A 17,874-nucleotide genomic window follows, 5' to 3' on the forward strand; every position below is an offset into this window, starting at 1 on the left:
CCGCAGGTAGAGCCCGTGTGGCATGGTGGAGGCGTGGTGATTAGGGGTGGCGAGCGTTCAGGTGTCACCGGCTCCGGTGGCCGCCGGAGCCGGCACGGCGCAGGTCAGTTCGGTGCGCTCGGCCTTCATCTCGCCGATGCCCGCACCGAGGAATCCGTGCTGGGTCTGCTGGAGTCGGTCGAGACGGAGCTGCGGGCGAGCGTCGCCAGCGCCGACCCGTTCGTGACCGAGGCCGCGCGTCACCTGGTGGAGGCCGGCGGCAAGCGGTTCCGGCCGCTGCTGGTGGCCCTCGCCGCCCAGTTCGGCGAGCCGACCCGGGCGGAGGTGGTGTCGGCCGCCGTCGTGGTGGAGCTGACCCACCTGGCCACGCTCTACCACGACGACGTGATGGACGAGGCCCCGGTGCGCCGGGGTGCGCCCAGCGCAAACTCCCGGTGGACCAACTCGGTGGCCATCCTGGTCGGTGACTACCTCTTCGCCCGGGCCGCGGACGTCGCCGCCGAGTTGGGCCCCGAGGCGGTACGCCTACAGGCGCGCACCTTCGCCCGGCTGGTGCACGGCCAGATCGCCGAGACCGTCGGTCCCCGGGCCGGCGACGACCCGGTGACGCACTACCTGCGGGTGATTGCGGAGAAGACCGGCTCGCTGATCGCCACCAGCGCGCACTTCGGTGGCCTGTTCAGCGGGGCGGCCCCGGAGCACGTGGCGGCGCTGGCCGGGTACGGCGAGACCATCGGGGTGGCCTTCCAGCTCTCTGACGACCTGCTGGACATCGCCAGCGAGTCGGTGGAGTCGGGCAAGACGCCCGGCACCGACCTGCGGGAGGGCGTGCCGACGCTGCCGGTGCTCTACGCCCTCGCGTCCGACGACGCCGACGCCTCGTCCGTGCGGCTCCGCGAGATCCTGGCCACCGGCCCGCTGACCGACGACGCCCTGCACGCCGAGGCCCTCGGCCTGCTCCGGGAGTCACCGGCGCTCAAGCACGCCCGGGAAACCGTCCGCAGCTACGCCGAGGATGCCCGCGCGAAGCTGGCCCCCCTGCCGGACACCCCGGCCCGCCGCGCCCTCGAATCCCTCTGCAACCACATCGCCGACCGCACCAGCTGAACCCCTCCCCACCCCCCTGCGGGTGGTCAGGAGGTTCGGTCACGACACGCCGGGACGGCAGACGCGGCCCTCTCGATCAGCACCTCTCGGGGGCGTGGTGTGTCAGGGGGTGGCGTGGGTCAGGTGGCGGGTGGCGGTGAGCATCAGGGCGGCGGCGGTGAGCATGGCGAGTGCGGCGGTGAGCCACATGGTGGGGTAGCCCGCCGCGGCGGCCAGGGGGCCGAGGGCCAGCGGGCCGAGGCAGCCGCCCGCGTACACCCCGGTCTGGGTGATCGAGGTGGCGGCGGCCGGTGCCTGAGGATGCAGCTGCACCACCGCGAAGTTCATCAGCCCCGGCCACGACCAGCCCAGCCCGAAGCCGAGCAGCACGCCGGCCACCAGCGGCCCGGGGCCGGCCACCGCGAGCAGGCCCAGCCCGACCGCGCCGGCCACCAGCAGGCCGGCGATCACGGCCATGTGCCCGCCGGAGCGGCGGTCGGCCAGCCAGCCGACGGAGACCCGGGCGGCCACGCAGACCGCGCTGCCGAGGGTCAGGGTGAGCCCGGCGAGGCCGGGACCGAGCCCCCGGTCGACGGAGGCGTCCACCACGAAGGTGCCGAGCGCGTTCGCCGCGCCGGCGGCGAGCGCCGCGGCCACCCCGACGAGGACCAGCCCGACGGTCGCGCTTCCGGCGCTGCTGGCCGCCCGGCGGGCCGGTCGGGGACCCTGCGCGGGTACCGCCGGCAGCACGGCCAGCGCGGCGCCGGCGGCGGCCACGAACGCCCACCGCCAGCCGACGGTGAGGGCGAGGGTGGGCACCGCCGCGCCGGCCAGCAGGGTGGAGACCGGGATGGCGGCCTGCTTGACGCCGAAGGACAGACCCTGTCGCCGGGCCGGCACGTGCCGGGCCAGCAGCACGTTGCTGGAGAGTTGGCCGAGCGCGTTGGCCGTGCCGGCCACGGCCAGCAGGCCGACCAGCACCGGGTAGGACCGGGCCAGCACCGCCACGGCCAGCAGGCAGCCGGCGGAGAGCAGGACGCCGGCGCGTGCCACCACGGCGCCACCCCACCGTTCGACCAACGCTCCGGACGGGACCGAAGCCAGCGCGCCGACCGCGAAGTACACCGCCACGGCCAGCCCCAGCCCGGCGGGGGAGAAGCCCAACTCCGCCCGCATCTGCACGGCGAGACCGCCGACCAGAAAGACCGGTAGGACGCAGGCGATGGTGACCGCGACGGCTACGGCGCTGGCCCGGACGGGCCGGGTGGCGACCTCCGGGATGCGGGGCAAAGCGGAGTGGGTCATGGTGGACCCAACGTATTGCCAGCCGTGTCCCACCGATCGAAAGTGCGGTCTATCTCACGTCCCGTACGCGATGACCAGGGATGATCCACCCGATCAGGCATTTCGCGGCGGGCCGCTTTTTCATATGGTGTAAGTCCCCGGTGGCGGAGGTGGTTGTGCGTGACCCCCTGGCGGAACCTTCGGACCTGATCCGGAGTGTCTCCCGCGCGCTTCGAGTACTCGAGTCGGTCGGCCGTGCCCCGCGAGGGCTGACGGTGAAACAGATCGCCCGACGCTGCGAGCTGACCGTGGCCACCACTTATCACCTGGTTCGCACCCTCGCCTACGAGGGCTATGTGATCCGCCGGGAGGACGGCACGTACATCGTGGGCCTGGAGGTGGCCGACCGCTACCGCGAGCTGGTCGCCGCGTTCCGGGGCTCGCCCGCGATCGGGGAGAGCCTGCGCCGGGCCGCGCTGGAGACCGGCTGGAGCCACTACCTCGGCCGTTTCGTCGGCGGCCAGGTCGCGGTCACCGCCGTGGCGGAGGGTAACCGTTCGCCGTACCTGGAGGATCTCGTCCCCGGGTTCGACGAGGGGGCGCATGCGACCGCGCTCGGCAAGGCCCTGCTCGCCACGCTCACCACCGAGCAACGCCACCGCTACCTGCGGGAGTACGGCATGCGTCCGTTCACCAGTGCCACCCTGACCACCCCGGAGGCCTTCGAGGCCGACCTGGCGGCCGGGGACCGGCGTGGCATGCAGCTGGAGCTGGGTCAGTTCCGGCAGGGGGTGGCCTGCGCCGCGGTCCTGGTCAGCCCGGACAAGGACATGGAACGGCGGACGGTGCTGGCCTGCGCGCTGCCGGCCAGTGAGATGATGACCTCGGCCCGGGTGGTCCGGACGAAGCTGCTCGCCGCCGCCCGCACGATCGCCGACGGCCTCGCCGCCGAGACCTGACCGGTCGCGCCGGCACAATGCGGCCGGGCCGGGCAGGCGGAGAAAGCGCGGCCGGATGCGCCGGGGCCGGTTGGCCCACCGGAGCCGGGACGGCCCCCTCCCTGGTGGGGAGAGGGCCGTCGCGAAGCGGCCGGCGCGGACGCCAGGGCGGGGTCAGCTGCCGACCGGTCCGCCGTCCAGCCGCCAGGTCACCACCACGCCCGGCTTGGCGTAGTCGCCGTCGGGCCAGGTGGAGGCCGGGTTCTCGACCGTGGCACCGGTGATCTCGCCCGGGTGCTGCACGGCGACGAAGATCGAACGGTTGTCGCCGGTGATGAACGGGCCACAGGTCTCCGCGCCGTACGGCACGGTCAGGAACTGCTTCAGGTGGCCCCGTTCCGGCCCCTCGGTCGCCGTGGCGAAGAGACCGTCGTTGCTGCCCAGGGCGTTGCCGTCGGTGGAGATCCAGAGGTTCCCGGTGGCGTCGAAGGCCACGTTGTCCGGGCAGGAGATCGGCGAGACCTTGGTCTTGTCGTACCCGGAGAAGTAGGTGGACGGGTCCGCCGGGTCGCCGCAGACGATCGGCAGCGACCAACTGAACGCCTCAGCGGTGTTCTCCCCCCGCTCCTCGACCAGCTCCAGGATCTGCCCGTGCCGGTTGGCGGTACGCGGGTTCGCCTCGTCCGGCGCCGGGTTGCTGCCGACCCCCCGGTTGGTGTTGTTGGTCAGCGCCACGTACACCTTGCCGGTGTGCAGGCTCGGCTCGACGTCCTCCGGCCGGTCCATCTTGGTCGCCCCGACCTTGTCACCGGCGAACCGGGTGAAGGTGAGCACCTCGGCGGCGGTCATCCCGTCCACGTAGGAGCGGTTGCCGCTGACCAGCTTGATCCAGCGGCCCCTGCCGTTGAAGGCGCCGTCGCTGGGCAGCCTGCCGGAGCCGTCGATCTCGTCGGCGCTGGTCTGGTCGAGCTTGGCGACGTAGAGCGTGCCCGACTCCAGCAGCGTCAGGTTGTGCTTGCGGGCGACCCAGGAGCTGCCCTTCATGAACTTCTTGTCCGAGACGAACTTGTAGAGGTAGTCGAAGCGCTCGTCGTCGCCCATGTACGCGACCACGTGCCCGCTCTTGGCCACGATGACGTTCGCGCCCTCGTGCTTGAAGCGACCCATCGCGGTGTGCTTGCGCGGCCGGCTCTCCGGGTCGTACGGGTCGATCTCGACGATCCAGCCGTGCCGGTTGGCCTCGTTCGGGTGCTTGGCGAGGTCGAAGCGGGCGGCGGCCCGGTCCCACTTGCGGCTGCCGCTGGGGTAGCGGTCGGTGGTGCTGATGCCGTAGCGGGCCAGCCGGGGCTTCTCCGCCTCCGGCACGGCGTCGCCGCCGACGAAGTACTGGTTGAAGTTCTCCTCGCCGGAGAGCACGGTGCCCCAGGGAGTCACGCCACCGGCGCAGTTGTTCAGCGTGCCGATGACCGTACGACCCTTCGGGTCGGCTGCGGTCTTCACGAAGGCCGTGCCGGCGACCGGACCGGTCAGCTCGAACGGGCTGCTCAGGGCGTCGACCCGGCGGTTGTAGGGGCGACGGCCGGAGGTGACTGCGCGCCACTGGCCGGTGCCGGCCACCCGCTCGATCTCCACCACGGACATGCCGTGCGCGGCGATCGCCACCTTCACCTGCTCGACGGTGAGCGCGTCCTGGCTGGTGAAGCCGGGGAACATCAGGTCCTCGTTGGTGTACTCGTGGTTGACCACGAGCAGCGCCCGCTTGCCACCCTTGTCCAGCGGCAGCACGCCGACGTAGTCGTTGTTGTAGCCGAACTGCTTGGCCTGCGCCGCGGCGGTCTGCCGGCGCACGTTGAAGGCGGGCGCGCCCGGCACCACCGGGTCACCCCAGCGGATCACCACGGCGTGGTCGTAACCGTTGGGCACCACGAAGGTGTCCAGGGTGTTCGGCGGGATCGGCTTGAAGGTCAGCGCGCCGTTGCCGACGCCACGGCCACCGGCGCTGAACGTGGTGGCCTCGGGCACCACCCCGGAGCCGTGTCCCGCAGAGCCCGACCCCGCGCCGGCCGCGCCGGCGCCGGCCAGCGCGCCGGTCGCGCCGCCGAAGCCGAGCACCAGGGCGCCGACCGCCCCGGCGCGGACCACGCCACGGCGGGAGACCTCGGCATTCACCACGTCGCCGAAGTACTCGTTGTCGGAGGTGTTGGGAACCGGGTGGTCACAAGCGTTGCCGCAGCGGTACAGGCAGGTCATGGCGTCGCGGCTGCCGTGGCGGGGGACGCCCAGCAGCGGGAGCAGCCGAGGACGGTCGCTCATGGGGAGGAGCCTCCTGAGGGTCGGCGCACGCCGGTGCAGCTCACCGACGGGTACTCGCCGGACGCTAGGAGGGCGTGGTGAGCGTGGGCCGGCGTCGATGTGAACCAGCGGTGAACTCCGCGCTGGGAATCCCAGGTTTGACCTGGGACTGAACCGATTCGCGTGACCGCACGTATCTCCGGTAGTAACACCGTGCCCGCTCGCGTCGAGAGCGAGGAGAGGACCATCACCGACCACGACGCCCACCTGCTGCGCGCCCTGCACGACGAGCATGGCGAGGCGCTGTACACGCACGCCCTGCGGCTGGTCAACGGCGACCGGCAGCGGGCGGAGGACCTGGTGCAGGAGACGCTGCTGCGGGCCTGGCGCCATCCGGAGTCGCTCGACCCGCGTCGCGGCTCGGTGCGCGCCTGGCTCTTCACCACCGCCCGTAACCTGGCCATCGACGCCTGGCGGCGGCGGTCGACCCGGGTCGGTGAGGTCTACACCGACGAACTGCCCGAGCCGCCGGAGGTCGTCGACGAGACGGAACGCGCCGTCGAGGCGTGGACCGTGGCGGAGGCGCTCAACCGGCTCAGCCCCTCGCACCGTGACGTGCTGGTCGAGTGCTTCTACCAGGGGCGGTCGGTCTCCGAGGCGGCCTCCCGGCTGGGGGTGCCGCCGGGCACGGTCAAGTCCCGCACCCACTATGCGTTGCGCTCACTACGGTTGGTGCTGGCCGAGATGGGGGTGACCGGATGAATCGTTGCGACTTCGTGTACGACGATGGCGCGTACGTGCTGGGCGCGCTGTCTCCGGCCGACCGCGCGGCCTACGAGCGGCACCTCGTCGACTGCCCCGCCTGCCAGCAGTCGGTCTCCGAGATCGCCGTCCTGCCCGGCCTGCTCGGCCGGCTCGACCCGGCCAGCCTGGAGCAGTTCCTCCCGCCGCCGGAGAACCCCCGGGTGCCCGAACTGCTCACCGTCGCGCGGGATCGCCGACGCCGGGAGCGGCAGGCCAACCGGCTGCGGTACGCGGTCACCGGCCTGGCGGCGGCTGCCTTCGCCCTGCTCGTCGGCTTCGGCGTGGCGACGATGCTGCCCGCCGACCCGCCGGCCACGCCGCTGGCCCAGGTGCGGATGGTCGAGATGGTGCCGGTGTCCGGGTCGGCGCCGGTGCACGCCGAGATCGGGCTGCGGGGCACCGACTGGGGCACCGAGGTCACCATGCACTGCGGGTACGACGAGCGGACCGGTTACGGCAAGGCGTACGCCTTCCGGCTGGTGGCGCACGGCCCGGACGGCGCGCAGGAGCAGATCGGCTCCTGGCGGGCCGCTCCCGGCGACGACCTGAGGATCACCGGCGCGACCCGGTTCACCAACGCGGAGATGGTCCGCCTGGAACTCATCCGGGCCGACGGCACCCCGGTCCTCGTCTACGACGTCCGGTGATCGGCTGAGCCACGGCCCGACAGCGATCGGGCCCGGGGTCAGCGGGGAGCGGGGACGGCGGCCGGAGAGGGCGCGGTGGCCGGGCGTGAGCGGCAGGCCTGCCGGGCGTGCCGGAGCGCGTCGACGGTGAAGACGATCAGGGCGAGCCAGACCAGGGCGAAGCCGGCCAGCCGGGCCGGGGGCATCGGCTCGTGGAAGATCAGCACCCCGCAGCCGAGCTGGAGGATCGGCGCCACGTACTGGAGCATGCCCAGCGTGGTCAGCGGAAGCCGGTTGGCGGCCCCGGCGAAGAGCAGCAGCGGAATGGCGGTCAACGCGCCGGCCAGCACCAGCAGCACGGTGTGCCCGGCCGAGACCTGCCCGAAGGTGGCGTCGCCGGTGCTCGCGAGCCAGCCGAGGAAGGCCAGCGCGGGCAGCGACAGCACCGCCGACTCGACGAACAGCCCCTCGGCGGCGGGCAGCCGGAGCCGCTTCTTCACCAGGCTGTACCCGCCGAAGGTGAACGCCAGGGTCAGCGCGAGGTACGGCAGCCGGCCGTAGTCGACGGTGAGCACGGCCACCGCGAGCCCGCCCACGGCGAGTGCGGCCCACTGCGCCCAGCGCAGCCGCTCGCCCAGCACCAGCACCCCGAGCAGCACCACCACCAGTGGGTTGATGAAGTACCCGAGGGCGGTTTCCACCACCCGGTCGGAGTTGACGCCGTAGATGTAGGTGCCCCAGTTGACCGCGATCAGCGCGGCGGCGGCACCGATCCCGGCCAGCGCCCGCGGCCGGCGCAGCAGGGCCTTCAGGAAGCCGATGTTGCGTAGGGCGGCGAGCAGCAGGGCGACGAACGCGACGGACCAGACCACGCGGTGGGCCAGGATCTCCAGCGGACCGGCCGGGCGCAGCAGCTTGAAATAGAGCGGAAAGAACCCCCACAGCAGGTACGCACCGAAGCCGTAGAGGTATCCGAGGCGGAGCGGCGTCACGGCTCCACGGTAAGGGGCCGACCGGTCAACTGATCCTTGCCGGTGAGCGGGCTCACGGTCGCCCGCCGGTCACCTGCCCGGCCTTCCGGATCGTGGACAGTTGCCGTTCGAGGAGGAACGGCAACTGTCCACGATCTCGACGGATCGGTTGTCGGGGCAGCGTCAGTCGCGGTCGAGGATGGCGCCGAGGACCCAGGTGACGATGCCGACGAAGAGCGCGCCCAGCACCGCGGCCGGCCAGAAGCCGTCCACCTCGAAGGGGAGCCCCACCTGGTCGGCGATCCAGCCGGTGAGCAGGAAGAGCAGGCCGTTGACCACCACCGCGATCAGGCCGAGGGTGAGCAGGTAGAAGGCGCAGCCGACGGTCTTGATGATCGGCTGGAGCACGGCGTTGACCACGCCGAAGATGACCGCGACGAAGATCAGCGTCAGCACCGTCTCGCTGATCGAGTCCGCGTTGAGCGAGATGCCGGGGATGACCAGCGTGGCCAGCCAGAAGGCCACCGCCGTGGCGCCGACCCGGATCAGTAGACCTTTCAGAAAACCCATGGCGGGCATGGTGCCATGGCCGGGGCGTGGGCGGAACCCGCGAGATCACCGAGGTTGACGCGGAGTGTCCCGGCAGTCTCAGCGTCGGGCCGGGCGGCCGATCAGCTGCGCCTCGATCGGTGTGCAGCAGAGCAGCGCCCAGCGCAGGGCGCGCCGGTTGACCACGGCCACCATGTCGGGCCGGATCCGGGTCAGCCACTCCGCGGAGTCGCCGAGCCCCAGCGCGGTGCCCGCGACCGCCGCCTCCGCCCGGCTCAACGGCGGCAACACCGCCAGGTCGGCCCGGCCCAGCGCGTCCGCGTCGGCCGGGGTCAGCGCGTCGCGTACCAGCAGGGTGGCCTGCCAGGCGGCGCCCGGACGCGGTCCCGTGGGCGGTGGTGGCGCGTCCAGCACCACGAGCACCGGGGTCAGCGGCGTCCCGGGTTCGCCGTCCACCGGCCGGCCCGGCGGCACCAGCGGGATCGTCCCGCCCGGCGTGCCGAGACCACGGACGAACGGCTCCCAGGCCTGCGGTCGGGCCGTCTGGACGACCACGCGGGCGCCGAGCGCCATCGCACGCATGGTGACCAGTTGGGCGGCGGGTACCCCGCCGACGAGCATCACCCGGGTGCTCTCCGGCCGGAACAGCCGGACGGTGACCGGTTCGCCGTGCCGGTTGGCCCCCACCATCAGCCCGGCCGAGCCGTACGGCAGCTCCCAGCCGCCGCCAGGCAGGGGCGCACCGGAATGGGGCGCACCGGGCCGGCGTGCCCCGGGCGGCCTCGCGCCGGGCAGGGCCAGCGGCAGGGTGCCGGCGAGGCCGGCCAGGTGCGCGCCGTCGAGCCGCTCGACCTCGCCGCCGCCCGCCGCCACCGTCCGGCGCAGCGCCTGGGCGGCGGCCGACAGCTCCGCCGGGGTCGCCGCACTCAGGCGTACGGTCAGCCCGGCCGACGCCGTCCGGCCGGCCTCGGCGTGCAGCGACACCGTGGTCGCGGTCACCGGCAACGTCAGCAGCCGGGGCACCAGCGCAACTGCGGCCTCCGCCGTCGGCCACCGGCGCAGCCCGAAGGTGGTCTGTAGCAGCCTCCCCGAGCGCACGGCCTGCCAGGATTCCCGCACCGGCCCTCCGTCGTGGTGGGCCAGCTCGGCGAGCACCCGCAGCGCCGGCTGTCCGCCCAGGGGGCGGAGGGGCAGCGGACCCAGTCGCCGCACGATTCGGCGCAGCGTGCCGGCGAGGACACGCCGCAGCGACTCCTCCGGCCAGCCCTCCACCCGCGACACCCGGACGGCCAGCACCGCCCGCTCCCAGCCGGCCAGCCGTCCGTCGGTGAGCTGCCGGTACGAGGTGGCCGCCGGGCCGCCGCCGGCACCGATCGCCGGGGCCGCCGCGCCGGCCAGGACGAGCTGGACGCGCACCGGCGGAGCCGGACCGGTGCTCGCCGGCAGCAGCGACCATGGGCAGGGCAGCGGCTGCGCGCCGTCACCGAGCAGGTCGGCCGGGTCGCCGATCTCCAGCACGGCCACCAGGCCAGCCGGGTCGTCCAACACCGCGGCCGGTGACCCGACCAGCTCGACGGGACGGACCACGGCGTCCGGATCCACCAGGTCGAGCAGCGCCGCTCGTCCGGAGTCCGGCGCGTTCGTCCGCCGGCGGGCCAGGTAGCCGAGGCCGATACCCGACCATTCGTAGAGCCACCGCTGCCGGACCCGGCACCAGGCCAACGCCAGTAGCGCAGCCGACAGCAGGGCCGTGGCCAGGGTCGCCGGCAGGCCCCGGCCCAGCGTGGCGACGGGCAGCGCCAGCGCCAGCTGCGCGGCGACCACCTGCCCGGCGTGCGGACGGTACGCCCGCCACCGGCCGCCGGGCCGCCGCTGCGCGGCCTCGCGTCGGATCCGGGGCCCGGAGGGGTGCGGCGGGTCGTCGGGAGGTGGGGGCTGGATCGCCGGGCGGGCCGGGGTGCTCGCCATCGTCACCGCCTCCTCAGCCGATCACCCGCCGCGATCTCATCGCGGCCCATCGTAGTTATCGGCGCCGGAGATGTGTTGTCCACAGGGGAGGGCGGCGGGGTGGCAGAACCGCGATCGTGCCGCTACCGTCAGCGACGAGTTTTCCCGTTGGCCCGTGCCCACGTCGCGTTCGCCCTCCGGCGGTCGTGGGTGGTGCTTCCGCCGCAGGGCCAGCCACGACCGAGGAGACGAGGTGACGTCGGGGTGTCCCAGACCCAGGCAGAGGCCGCGGTGATGCAGCAGACCGCGGTGAAGTTCGAGCAGGCGGACCAGTCGTTGCAGTCGATGCTCAGCGGACTGCTGGCCCAGCTGGAGGTCCTTCAGCAGGCCTGGCGCGGGGCGGGCGGCCGCTCCTTCGAGCAGGTCAAACAGCAGTGGGCGCAGGATCAGGCGAGTCTGCAACGGGCGCTGCGGGAGACCGCGGGCGGCATCCGCACCGCCGGCACCCAGTACGACGCGTCGGACACCGAGGCGGCCGGCCGGGTTACCGCCACCAATCGCGGCGGCATCCAACTGCCGCTCTAGACCACGAGACAGGGGGAGACATCCGATGGAGCACGGTGTGCTGGTCGTCAACTTTGCCGCGTTGCAGCAGGCCAGCGCGGACATCCAGCGGGCGTTGAACACGCTCGACTCGCAGCTCGGTCAGCTGGAACGTGACGCGGCCCCGCTGGTGGCCAGCTGGTCCGGTGCGGCCCAGCAGGCGTACGAGCAGCGGCAGGCCCGGTGGCGGGCCGCCTCGCAGGACCTCCAGGTGATGCTGCGGGACATCAAGGTGGCCGTGGACGAGTCCGCTGCCGACTACCTCGACACCGAGAAGAGGAACGCCGGCCTCTTCCAGTGACCGTCCCTCAGCGGCCCGGGTCGGCGGGGCGCCAGCGTCGGCGGGTGCCCCGCGGCACGACCACGGCCGCCAGCACGACGATCGCCACCACGACGATCGCCACCACCAGCGCACCGGCGGTGGCCAGCAGCAGTGCCCGGTCCCGCGCGGTGGCCCGACGGGCCTGCTGCGCCAGCAGCGCCGGCTCGGCCCGGTCGTCGGGCAACCCGGCGGCCGGTCGGTCGCGTCTCGCCGGGCCGCCGCGACTCTCGGTGACCGCCCGGTACGGGTTGAGCACCCCAGCGCCGTATCCGTCGCCCGGAGCCGGGTCGGCGGTGGCGACGATCCGGGTGGCCACCTCCTCGGCGGTCAGCTCGGGGCGGTACTGGCGGAGCAGGGCCGCGGTGGCGGCCACGAAGGGTGCGGCGTAGCTGGTTCCTTCGGCCCGGTGGTGGCCCTGGCCCGGGGCGGCGATCAGCACGTCCGCACCGGGCGCGACCAGGTCGAGGTAGGAGCCGGTCTGGGAGAAGCCGGCCCGAGCTCCGTCCACGCCGACCGCACCCACCCCGAGCACCCCGGGGTACGCCGCAGGGTAGGGGCGGGGGTCGCCGCTGACGTGCAGGTTGCCGACGGCGGCGACGACAACCACGTCCCGCGCGACCGCGTGAGCGATCGCCGCGCGTACCGCCGGGTGGTCGGCGTACAGCACGACGGAGAGGTTGACCACGTCGGCGCCGTTCTCCACCGCCCAGCGGATCGCCCGGGCGAAGCCGTCCGGGCCGACCGTACGCCCCGATCCGCGGCCGTCCACGACCTGCTGCTCGCTGACTCGGACCGGGAGGATCCGGGCGTCCGGCGCCAGACCACGGAAGGCGATCCCGTCGCGCGGGGCGGCGGCGATGATGCTCGCCACGCCGGTGCCGTGGCCGACGCAGTCCCGGCTGCCGTCGCCCCCCGGGTCCAGCAGGTCGGTGCCGGTGAGCACGCGGCCGGCGAGCTGAGGATGCCGCCGGTCCACGCCCGAGTCGACCACCGCCACGATCACCCCCGCTCCGGTCGCGAGCGGCGCGAGCCGCTCCGGGGCGTGCCGCTGCTGCGGCCACGGGACGGCCGGCACCGGCCGCACCGCCGCCGGCGGGGACTCGCAGCCGGGCACGGCCAGCGCCGCCGTGGGGCGTGCCGGGGCGGGGTGGGCGGCCGTCACCGGGCCGGCCAGCAGGGCCACGGCCAGGCCCGCGAGGAGCGGGCGTGTACTGCGCCGGGACATCGACCGCCTCCGTATCGTGTCGACACCGGAACGGGATGTTATCGCCTTCCTGGGAACCGGGCGGGGCGCCGCCAGCCTGGCATTGTGATCTTGTGGTCACCTTGTAGGTTGTAGGCGATACCTATGGCCTGTGCCCGGGAGGAGGGGTGGCCGTGACCGACTGGGAGCCGGCCACCGCCGCCGAGGCGGCGATGCGGGACGCGCTGGGCAACAGCGACCAGCAGCTTTACTTCCGCATCCTGTCCAGCGTCGAGCTGTTGTTACCGGTCTCCGCCGAGACGGCCGGGGGTCTGACACCGGTGGGTTGGGGCACCTGGACCACGGGCGGTCGTACCCACGTGCTGGCATTCACCTCCGCCGAGGCGATGCGCGCCTGCCTCGGCGAGCACGCCGGGCCGAGCCGGCGCACCGGCTACGCGGAGCTGGCCGCCGGCTGGCCGAACCACGAGTGGTGGCTGGCGGTCAACCCGGGTCTGCCCGTCGAGGGCTACCTGCCCGCCTGGTACGTCTCCCAGCTGTCCCGTGGCGACGTCCGGCTGCCCGGACGCACGGTGGGTGCCCGGGCCCGGCTGGAGCGCGTCGAGGCGCTGAACCGGTCACGCGACGCCGGTCCGGCGGCCCAGCCGGTATCCCCGGCCGAGGCGCCGGGCCAGCGACCGGTCGCTGCCGGCCCGGGTCGTGCCGTGCCGGCATCGACCCCATCGGCCTTCCAACTACCCGAGGTGCCCTTCGCGGCGCCGAGCACGGTCGCCGAACCGCACCGCGAGCAGCCCACCCTGCGGACGCCGGGGCACCCGGACACCAACGGGCTCGGGCCGGTGGCACCGGACGGCCCGCAGGGTGCCGGGGGCAGCCGACCGGATGCGTTCGGCGGTGACGGGCAGCGGGTCTTCGGCGCCGCCCGTCCGGAAGGGCCGGGCGGCCCACCGCCGCGCCGGCCGATGCCGGCCCGGGGCGAGGAGTCCGCGTCACCGGGCCAGGGATGGCCGACCGCGCCCGAGCGGTCCGGGCCGCCGGCCAACGGTCGCCCCGCCGACAGCGGTGCCGACCAGACGGGCCGGCGGTCCTTCTTCGAACCGGCGGCGGGCCGGTCGGCACAACGCGGCGACCGGCTGGCCGAGCGGGCGACGCCGCCGTCCCGGTTCGCCCGGGGCAGCCAGCCGTTCCCGCGCCGCGGGCCGGCCGGCGAGCCGCCGTCCGAGGGGAGTCCCCGAGCCTTCGTCTTCACCGAGGAGCAGTCCGTCCCTCCGGGGCGGCCGGCGCCAGCGCCGGATGGGGAGACGACGCAGCCGCTGGCGACACCCGGCAGCCCGCCGGAGGACCCGACCCGACCGGTGCGGGTGACCGCGCCGCCCGCCTGGACGGCCCCGGCGGGCGCCCGCCCCGCGGGCGTGGGTGCGGCGGGTGCGGGCTCGGGAGGCACCGGCGTGGGCGGCGTGGACTCCGTGGTGGAGGCGGGCGGCGTGCGCGTGGACGCCGCGGAGGCGACCCAGGCGCTGTTCAGTAGCCAGCCGGAGGCGACTCCGGCGCGGCCCGGCAGCCAGCCGGCGGAGGCGACCCAGCCGCTGCCGCGCAGTCAGCCGGCGGAGGAGAGCGAGGAGCTGCCGGCATCGATCGCGGAGCCGGTCTCCGGCCCGCCCGCACCGCGTCGCGGCTTCACCCCGATCGTGATCGAGGGCACCATCATCGAGGCCCGCGACCTCGCCACGGGCGCGGCTACCGACCGTCCCGGCGGCGCGGGCGACGGTGCCCCACCGCTGCCCGAAGAGCGCCCGCACCGGTCCGCCCGGGAGACCCCGGTCGGCGGGCCCGCGGCCGCGCCGCCGCCCGTCGACCCACCGCCGATCCGGCCCGTTCCGGCCGGCGTCGAGGATGCCGGGATGCGCGTCCGGCCGGCACCCGCACCCAACGGCGCACCCGCCTTCGACCTGACCGATCCCACGGCCGGGTCCGAGCCGACCGCGGTGCTCTCCGGGCGCGAGCCCGAGACCGTGCCGAGGCCCACGGTGGAGTCCGAGCCGACCGTGCCGGTTTCGACGACGACGCCGGATCCGGCGGTCGAGTCGGAGTTGACCGTTTCGCTGTCCACCACCGCCCCGGTGTCGGCCGTACCGGTCCAGCCGGTGGCGTCGGCGGCCGAGGCCGATGCGATGGACCCGGTAGCCGGCGCCCCGGGGCTGGCCGCGGCCTCCCGCCAGCCGTCCGGCGCGGCGGACGAGGTGCGTGGTGACGCCCCGGCCCCCGGCCCCCCACCGGCCCCGGCCAACGCCGAAGCCCCCTTCCGGCCCGCCAACGCGGTGGAGGAGGAACTACTCCGTGCCGCGGGCACCGGGAACCCCGACACCTTCCTGTCCACGCTGTTGCTGGCTCGGGTCCTCATGCCGGTCGCGGCCGACTCCGCCCCGGGCAGCCGCCCCGGCGACCCGGGATTCGTCTGGCCGGCCGTGGAACTGGACGGCCAGACCTTCGTGGTGGTCTACAGCTCGCCGCAGCGCCTCGCCGACCACGCCGACCCGACCGCCGAGACGCTCCTGGTCCGTTTCGTCCAGCTGATCCGCCGCTGGCCCGACCTGTCGTGGTCGATCGCGGTCAATCCGGGTACGCCGGTCGGGGCGAAGCTGCCCGGCGAGCAGATCGTCGGGCTGGCCAACTCGGCAGCCGAGCTGGGCCTCGGCGACGATTCCGAGAGCGAGCCCGAGCCGAGCGCCCCGACGTCCGGCTCGGCCAGCGCCCCACGGCAGGCCGCACCGGCCGCCGACCCGGCCCGGCCAATCGTGATGCAGAAGGCGATCGCGCCGAGCCAGCTCGGCTACTACCTGGAACGCGGCTACGACCGGGTCTCCGGTTTCGTGCACCGGGCCAGCGAGCTGGCGCACCTCACCACCCCGGCCGAGCTGTACCAGGCGCTCGGCCTCAACCACCCCGAATCGCCCTTCGCGGCCGACGCCGAGCAGATCTACGTGCTCAGGTGGCCGGCCTTCCGGCCGAGCCTCTACCGGATTCCGTACGGCGGGCAGAGCGAGGCCGCCATGCGGGCCATGGAGGGCTGGGTCATCGAACGCCCACCGTTCCGGGGCAACGGCTTCGCCCCGGGCGAGAGCAGCGACGTGGTGGCCGAGTTCAAGGTGGACAGCGTCCGGTTGCCGCACGGCGCGCAGCTGCTGCGCATCGGGGCCGACGGCAGCGAGCGGCTGGTCGCCGTCCTCGACGCCGACTCGCCCTCCTGGCGACAGGTCGGTGAGCGGTGATGCGCGACGGCTACGTGGCCCGCTGGCGTGGACGGGAATACCAGGCCAGCCCGGACGGCGGCGAGATCCGGCTCTATCGACCCGAGGCGGGTGACGGCTTCGTCGAGGTCCGCCCCGGCCGGCACGTCCGGGTCGTACCGGCCGCCGAGGTCGACGAGCTGGCGTACGTGCGGACGACCTGCACCTGGAAGGGGCAGCCGTTCGTCGTGCTCGCCGAGCACGAGGGGTGGCTGCGGGTCGAGTACACCGGCGGGCGCTGGCCGGTCGCGCAGGCGATGCGGCTGGAGGCGTTCGACTTCGGCGTGTACCAGGGCTGGGCGCCCGTCGCGGAGGTCACCGACGTGCGCGAACAGCGGATCTGACCCGCCCCGCGGTCAGGACTTGGCCCACCGCAGGATCTCGCCGAGCACCAGCTCGGTCGCCTCCAGATGGGGGAAATGGCCGACCGGGTCGAGCAGCCGCCACTCGTACGGTGCGCTGACATAGCGCCCCGAGCCCTGGGCGGTACGCGCCAGCGAGGCGACGTCCAGCGCGCCGTGCAGTTGCAGGGTGGGCGTGACCAGCGGTCGCTGCATCAGCTTGACGAACCGGTAGCCGTGCAGTCGCAGCACCGACCGGAACGCCCACCGGTAGCCCTCCAGCGCGCAGAAGGCGGCCTGCGGGATCCGCATGGCCTCCCGGTAGCGCTGCGCGTAGCCGGCGAAGTCCGGGCCGGCGACCCAGCGTGGGCCGCCCCAGCGACGCAGGATCTCCTCCACCGCCCGCCCCTCGTCCCGGGTGAGGACGTGCTCGTAGCGGGGCAGCTGGAACCTCAGCGCGGGCGTCGAGGCGGCGAACTGGCCCCGCGGGTCGGCGAAGATCGCCGCCCGCAGCCGCAGCGGATGTGGCGCGCCGAGCACCACCAGCCGGCGGACCAGGTTGGGGTGGAACGACGCCACGGTCCACGCGATCATCCCGCCGGCACCGCTGCCGACCACGGTCGCCGAGCGTTCACCGAGGGCGCGGATCAGCCCGGCCACGTCGGCGGCGAGCGTGTAACCGTCGTACCCCCGGGGTGGTTTGTCGCTGGCGCCGTAGCCGCGCAGGTCGACGGCGACCGCGCGGAAGCCGGCGTCGGCGACCGCGGGCAGCATCTGGTGCCAGGCCCACCAGTGCTCGGGAAAGCCGTGCAGGAAGAGCACCATCGGCCCGGTGCCCGCCTCGACGACGTGGAACCGGCTGCCGTTGGCGCCGACGAACCGGTGCGTCCACGGCCCTTCGGTGAGGACGCAGGACTCGTCGACGGCCCCGCCACGCTGCTCGGTCATGACCGACAGCCTATGACCCCGGTGCCGGTCGCTCGGCCCGACGCCGCCTCGCCCGCCCCGGGGTTTCCCGACGGTCTCTCAGCCGACCGGGCTCATCTTCCGGATGCTGGCCGGGATACCAGGGCCGCAGTCCATTTCCGCGACCGGCGGGCCGGTGGTCACCCGTACCCAGGTGCCGGTGACGAAGGTGCCCAGGCCGGTGCCGTGCAGCGCGTACTCCCGGCCGTCGTCGGTGACCAGGGTGTAGCACGGACCGTTGCCGCCGCGGCTGAGCCGGCCGGCCAGCACGTTGGTCCTGCGCAGCTCGGTGGGTTGGCTCGGTGGTGCGGTCGGGGCGCCGATCAGGGGCGGCGTGGCGGGCGGGACCGGCACGCCGGTGCGGTCGGCCGGCGGCTGCGCGGCGCCCTCGCCGGTGTCGGCCGGGCCACCGCCGCTGGCGTCGTCGTCGGCCGGGCCGCTGGCATCGTCGGCCGGTGCGCCGGCGGTGTCGCCGGTCGGGTGGCTGCCGGCATCGGCGGTGGGGCGCGGGTCGGCGGTCACGGTGCCTCCGTTCCGGTCGGCGCAACCGGCCAGCGCCAGCAGGGCGGCGAGGCAGGCGGCCGGCACCCGGGCGCGGACGGTGGTGAACACGACGGTACGACGCGACCACCGTCCCGCCGGTTCCGGGCCGGT

Annotated in this window: 16 protein-coding genes; 8 read left to right on the top strand and 8 right to left on the bottom strand. The window is 74.3% G+C overall.

All coding sequences use genetic code 11. The annotated features are described in order from the left end of the window. Nucleotides 1-33: 33 nt before the first annotated feature. Nucleotides 34-1,107 (top strand): polyprenyl synthetase family protein, encoded by a 1,074-nt coding sequence (locus ACQPYA_RS01970; protein WP_433530926.1) that lies wholly within the window; start codon nucleotides 34-36, stop codon nucleotides 1,105-1,107. Nucleotides 1,108-1,209: 102 nt separating this feature from the next. Here the strand turns inward: ACQPYA_RS01970 and ACQPYA_RS01975 are convergent, their stop codons facing one another. Continuing rightward, nucleotides 1,210-2,391 carry an MFS transporter gene (locus tag ACQPYA_RS01975; protein WP_433530927.1) on the bottom strand — a complete coding sequence of 394 codons (1,182 nt, stop codon included), beginning with the start codon at nucleotides 2,389-2,391 and terminating at the stop codon, nucleotides 1,210-1,212. A gap of 155 nt (nucleotides 2,392-2,546) precedes the next feature. Here ACQPYA_RS01975 and ACQPYA_RS01980 point away from each other — a divergent pair, with 155 nt between their 5' ends. Further along, entirely contained in the window at nucleotides 2,547-3,329 is a 783-nt protein-coding gene (locus tag ACQPYA_RS01980; RefSeq protein ID WP_433530928.1) for an IclR family transcriptional regulator, read from the top strand. A 153-nt stretch (nucleotides 3,330-3,482) separates the two neighbouring features. On the opposite strand, the gene ACQPYA_RS01985 is transcribed toward ACQPYA_RS01980, so the two are convergent. Continuing rightward, the gene (locus ACQPYA_RS01985; protein WP_433530929.1) at nucleotides 3,483-5,621 is read right to left on the bottom strand and encodes a PhoX family protein; all 2,139 of its coding nucleotides are present in this window, start codon (nucleotides 5,619-5,621) and stop codon (nucleotides 3,483-3,485) included. 246 nt (nucleotides 5,622-5,867) lie between these two features. Here ACQPYA_RS01985 and ACQPYA_RS01990 point away from each other — a divergent pair, with 246 nt between their 5' ends. Together ACQPYA_RS01990 and ACQPYA_RS01995 are read left to right on the top strand one after the other, a co-directional pair. Next, entirely contained in the window at nucleotides 5,868-6,362 is a 495-nt protein-coding gene (locus tag ACQPYA_RS01990) for a sigma-70 family RNA polymerase sigma factor (RefSeq protein ID WP_433533353.1), read from the top strand. Further along, entirely contained in the window at nucleotides 6,359-7,051 is a 693-nt protein-coding gene (locus ACQPYA_RS01995; protein ID WP_433530930.1) for an anti-sigma factor family protein, read from the top strand. Before ACQPYA_RS01990 ends, ACQPYA_RS01995 begins: the two co-directional genes overlap by 4 nt. A gap of 38 nt (nucleotides 7,052-7,089) precedes the next feature. On the opposite strand, the gene rarD is transcribed toward ACQPYA_RS01995, so the two are convergent. From rarD to eccE, 3 genes are all read right to left on the bottom strand, one after another. Beyond that, on the bottom strand, nucleotides 7,090-8,022 hold the full coding sequence (gene rarD, locus ACQPYA_RS02000; RefSeq protein WP_433530931.1) for an EamA family transporter RarD: 933 nt from the start codon (nucleotides 8,020-8,022) through the stop codon (nucleotides 7,090-7,092). Between the two features lie 162 nt (nucleotides 8,023-8,184). Further along, nucleotides 8,185-8,571: a phage holin family protein gene (locus ACQPYA_RS02005; protein WP_433530932.1), complete on the bottom strand. Its 387-nt coding sequence runs from the start codon at nucleotides 8,569-8,571 to the stop codon at nucleotides 8,185-8,187. Between the two features lie 78 nt (nucleotides 8,572-8,649). Further along, entirely contained in the window at nucleotides 8,650-10,518 is a 1,869-nt protein-coding gene (gene eccE, locus ACQPYA_RS02010; RefSeq protein WP_433530933.1) for a type VII secretion protein EccE, read from the bottom strand. 243 nt (nucleotides 10,519-10,761) lie between these two features. Here eccE and ACQPYA_RS02015 point away from each other — a divergent pair, with 243 nt between their 5' ends. Both ACQPYA_RS02015 and ACQPYA_RS02020 read left to right on the top strand, forming a co-directional pair. After that, entirely contained in the window at nucleotides 10,762-11,082 is a 321-nt protein-coding gene (locus tag ACQPYA_RS02015) for a WXG100 family type VII secretion target (RefSeq protein WP_433530934.1), read from the top strand. A 25-nt stretch (nucleotides 11,083-11,107) separates the two neighbouring features. Further along, nucleotides 11,108-11,401 carry a WXG100 family type VII secretion target gene (locus tag ACQPYA_RS02020; protein WP_433530935.1) on the top strand — a complete coding sequence of 98 codons (294 nt, stop codon included), beginning with the start codon at nucleotides 11,108-11,110 and terminating at the stop codon, nucleotides 11,399-11,401. A 7-nt stretch (nucleotides 11,402-11,408) separates the two neighbouring features. Here ACQPYA_RS02020 and mycP read toward each other — a convergent pair whose 3' ends face one another. After that, nucleotides 11,409-12,647, bottom strand: a complete 1,239-nt coding sequence (mycP, locus tag ACQPYA_RS02025) for a type VII secretion-associated serine protease mycosin (RefSeq protein WP_433530936.1) — start codon at nucleotides 12,645-12,647, stop codon at nucleotides 11,409-11,411. 152 nt (nucleotides 12,648-12,799) lie between these two features. On the opposite strand from mycP, the gene ACQPYA_RS02030 reads away from it, so the two are divergent. Further along, the gene (locus ACQPYA_RS02030) at nucleotides 12,800-15,895 is read left to right on the top strand and encodes an SseB family protein (protein WP_433530937.1); all 3,096 of its coding nucleotides are present in this window, start codon (nucleotides 12,800-12,802) and stop codon (nucleotides 15,893-15,895) included. Continuing rightward, a complete protein-coding gene (locus tag ACQPYA_RS02035; RefSeq protein WP_433530938.1) occupies nucleotides 15,892-16,257 on the top strand; it encodes a hypothetical protein in 366 nt (121 codons plus the stop codon). Before ACQPYA_RS02030 ends, ACQPYA_RS02035 begins: the two co-directional genes overlap by 4 nt. 12 nt (nucleotides 16,258-16,269) lie before the next feature. Here ACQPYA_RS02035 and ACQPYA_RS02040 read toward each other — a convergent pair whose 3' ends face one another. Together ACQPYA_RS02040 and ACQPYA_RS02045 are read right to left on the bottom strand one after the other, a co-directional pair. Further along, nucleotides 16,270-17,202, bottom strand: coding sequence for an alpha/beta fold hydrolase (locus tag ACQPYA_RS02040; RefSeq protein ID WP_433530939.1), 933 nt, complete (start codon nucleotides 17,200-17,202; stop codon nucleotides 16,270-16,272). A 78-nt stretch (nucleotides 17,203-17,280) separates the two neighbouring features. Then, nucleotides 17,281-17,832, bottom strand: coding sequence for a hypothetical protein (locus ACQPYA_RS02045; protein WP_433530940.1), 552 nt, complete (start codon nucleotides 17,830-17,832; stop codon nucleotides 17,281-17,283). Nucleotides 17,833-17,874: the final 42 nt, after the last annotated feature.

Origin of the sequence: Micromonospora sp. CA-263727, assembly GCF_050942455.1 — a bacterium.
Classification (GTDB): Bacteria; Actinomycetota; Actinomycetes; order Mycobacteriales; family Micromonosporaceae; genus Micromonospora.

What these genes read in the sequence shown, in the direction of transcription:
- eccE (WP_433530933.1), bottom strand. Translation starts at nt 10,518, where the DNA reads ATGGCGAGCACCCCGGCCCGCCCGGCGATCCAGCCCCCACCTCCCGAC.
- ACQPYA_RS02005 (WP_433530932.1), bottom strand. Translation starts at nt 8,571, where the DNA reads ATGGGTTTTCTGAAAGGTCTACTGATCCGGGTCGGCGCCACGGCGGTG.
- ACQPYA_RS01995 (WP_433530930.1), top strand. Translation starts at nt 6,359, where the DNA reads ATGAATCGTTGCGACTTCGTGTACGACGATGGCGCGTACGTGCTGGGC.
- ACQPYA_RS01975 (WP_433530927.1), bottom strand. Translation starts at nt 2,391, where the DNA reads ATGACCCACTCCGCTTTGCCCCGCATCCCGGAGGTCGCCACCCGGCCC.
- ACQPYA_RS02040 (WP_433530939.1), bottom strand. Translation starts at nt 17,202, where the DNA reads ATGACCGAGCAGCGTGGCGGGGCCGTCGACGAGTCCTGCGTCCTCACC.
- ACQPYA_RS02020 (WP_433530935.1), top strand. Translation starts at nt 11,108, where the DNA reads ATGGAGCACGGTGTGCTGGTCGTCAACTTTGCCGCGTTGCAGCAGGCC.
- ACQPYA_RS01985 (WP_433530929.1), bottom strand. Translation starts at nt 5,621, where the DNA reads ATGAGCGACCGTCCTCGGCTGCTCCCGCTGCTGGGCGTCCCCCGCCAC.
- mycP (WP_433530936.1), bottom strand. Translation starts at nt 12,647, where the DNA reads ATGTCCCGGCGCAGTACACGCCCGCTCCTCGCGGGCCTGGCCGTGGCC.